This window comes from Psychrobacter sp., assembly GCF_035469765.1.
Taxonomy (GTDB): Bacteria; Pseudomonadota; Gammaproteobacteria; order Pseudomonadales; family Moraxellaceae; genus Psychrobacter.
Window position 1 is genome coordinate 1 of record NZ_DATIRM010000286.1, and the last position, 2,910, is coordinate 2,910.

At 41.0% G+C, this 2,910-nt stretch carries 3 protein-coding genes; all 3 read right to left on the reverse strand.

Annotated features, from left to right (window positions below; genetic code table 11):
- Window positions 1-94: 94 nt before the first annotated feature.
- A complete protein-coding gene (locus VLN09_RS08125) occupies window positions 95-655 on the reverse strand; it encodes an Rrf2 family transcriptional regulator (protein ID WP_325245405.1) in 561 nt (186 codons plus the stop codon).
- A gap of 91 nt (window positions 656-746) precedes the next feature.
- Window positions 747-2,000, reverse strand: coding sequence for an NnrS family protein (locus VLN09_RS08130; RefSeq protein WP_325245407.1), 1,254 nt, complete (start codon window positions 1,998-2,000; stop codon window positions 747-749).
- A gap of 139 nt (window positions 2,001-2,139) precedes the next feature.
- The coding region (locus VLN09_RS08135; RefSeq protein ID WP_325245409.1) for a hypothetical protein at window positions 2,140-2,910 on the reverse strand (771 nt) is incomplete at its 5' end.

A 2,910-nucleotide genomic window follows, 5' to 3' on the forward strand; every position in this document is an offset into this window, starting at 1 on the left:
ATATCCACGCCCTGAACGGTATGGTTTTACGGCACTAATTGATAAAAAAGGCTGCCAATATGCGATGACTCGCTTGGCAGCCTTTTCATAATATTCATTTATCAAATAATAACTCTGCCAACTCTGCCTCATTGCTGATAATATCTGCCAATGTATAGCGCTCAAGTACCGCAATGAAAGCAGTTAACGCTTCGAATAAAACTTGTTTAAGCTGACAGACAGGGCTAATAACACAGCCAACCCTAGCCGTCTGTGCCACTTCGTCCACCAGAGTCAATGACACATCTTTGGCGCTATTTTCTTCGTGATCACTATCAATATTTGCCACACTGTTATCACTGTCAGGCTTTGGAGTGATTGATAAATCTGTCGCAAAACACTCAACCAAAGCGAAATCCGGCTCAATTTGCTTAATCAATACCCCCAAATTAATATCTTTTGGGGCACGGGCCAAGCGAATACCGCCGTTTTTACCACGCACACTATCGATATAGCCAAGTTGCCCCAATTGGTGAATAATTTTGGTCAGATGACTTTTAGAGATGTTATAACTATTAGCAATATCACTAATATTCGCCAATAGATACGGATCGGGCTTGGTCGCCAAATATATTAACGAGCGCAGCGCATAATCACTATAATTGGTCAGTCGCATTTTAAGCGCTCCTATTTTTAATCAACAATCGAATTATTTAACATATATTACTATTAAGTTGCACTTTTGCCACTTTAGTAATTAAACATCATTAACCAAACAAACCATCTGGGCGCGGGCTTGCTAGGATACGCAGATAGCTGCTGCAAAACAATATAAAGCAGGCAATCCAAGCTCCTTGCGCGACCATTATCCACCATAAATAATGGCTATTATCGATAAGTGGCAATAGTACACGGCTGATAAATACCAATACCATCAATGCAAACATGATATTGACCGTTTTGGGTTGCTCATGAATACTGCGCCCTGTATGTCCAAGCGACACACGTGCCATCATCGCTACTGTCATCATACCAATACCAGCGATTGCTAATCCATGTACAGCAATACTATGATTATAACCGAGCCACGGCTGTAGCGCGTACAGTATAAAACTCACACACATCCCTAAAAACGCAATAAACAGCGACCATAATAAAGGTTTTTGCCAAATACCGCGATGATACCAACCCATCAAGCGCACGATATTGACCACTGCCACGCCAAGTGCGCTAATAGTCAGCAAGTACCTATTCAGATAAAATAAATCAGTGATAAAAAAGACGAAGAAAAATAGCAAACTTGCAATATCTTGCGCCTTACTATTACGTACCGTCACCGTTTCTGCCACGCCTGCTGCATTAGGAATACTCAAACCGCGCTCAATAAAGAACGGCACCACGCGGCGACCAATGGTCAATACCAAGCCAATGATAAGATAAAACCCCAAATAAACACCAATCTTTGTCATGGTCATATCAGCGCTGATAATGCCCCAGTAGCACAGCCCATTACCCAGTGTCAGTAGCGCAAGCTTCGCTAGAATACCCATCTGCTTATACTGCTTTACTTGTAAAACGGCGCGAAATACTACAAACGCCATAGAACCGACAAACAACAAATCAAACACTGCGGCTATATACAACCAAGCACTTTGCTCAATACCAATATCAATCCCTAAACCAAATGCCATCCAGCCCAAACGCGCCAGCAACCAGCACATAAAAATGCCTAGTAACCTATAACCGTATGGCATCATAACGCCTGTCCACGTCTTCACCGCTGTCAGCAAAAACCCTGCAACGATAGCTAACGCATAACCATAAATCATCTCATGACCATGCCAATATAGTGGGTTCAACGTTTGCGCATCGATATCGGTATGCCCAGTAAAGACAAATGCCCACAACGTCATCGTTATGATGGCAAAAATTGCCCCTGCACTAAAAAATATTCGAAAGCTTAAGTTGAGTATAGGGTGCGGCGAGCTTGGCGGCTTAGTAGGTAAATTAATCGATTGCATAGCGGTCTTCTTATGATGAATGTTAGAAAAGCTACCTTAAAGGTTCATTTTAAATGAATCTTATTAACTATTCAATGTCTTTAGCTTTCAAGTTCGTTTATAAAGCACAGTTATCGTTTTTAAATTTATGTGAAATCAATTACTTTTCTGGGGATGTGAATAACATATCGTCAGCCATACGACCAAGAATGGTCTGCACATACGCATTATGTTTTCCTGAGTTTTTTATGACTTTTGCTTCTTCCGGTCTATAGCCGATGACACTTTGGTCGGTGTGGAAATTCCACATATAACCTAATCTACTTTCTGGTCGATGATATAAAGGTCGTAAAACGGTCGTGTAATATCGACCATCCGTTGCTATAGCGTTTGGATTTTCATATACATATCGTGTCTCATCACAGAAATTGGTCGTCACATTCTCCTTATCATTGCGCTGATTTTTCTTATTATAATTTGGGTCTTGCAAGGGTATTTTGAACCATGGCTCTATGCCTCTAACATTAGATTTTGGTTTTGGTGTTAGCGTTGCCTGCCCATCTTGCGCTTCAATACCGTGACTGTCATGACTATCGTAGCTAGAAAAACACTCAGATTTTTTATATGGCGAATCGCCATTCTCAATGGTAATATAATGAGAAACATACGGCATATAATGTCCAATCGTTCTTTTCTTCGCCAAATCAGAGAGCTTTTGTCCGATTAAACGTGCTTTTGGGAATGCTTTCCCAGTCACCCAATCATCTTTTGAGGTTAAATTTATCCAAAAGGGTCGTTGCAGTGTCAAACCAGAGTTAGGGTCAGGACCCGGCATATTTTGATATATTTTATCAAAAGCGTCTGCCCCTATTGCTGAGTTTAATGTCACTAACAATGAACGACTTCCCAGAGGCCAATTTTTAACCGATTT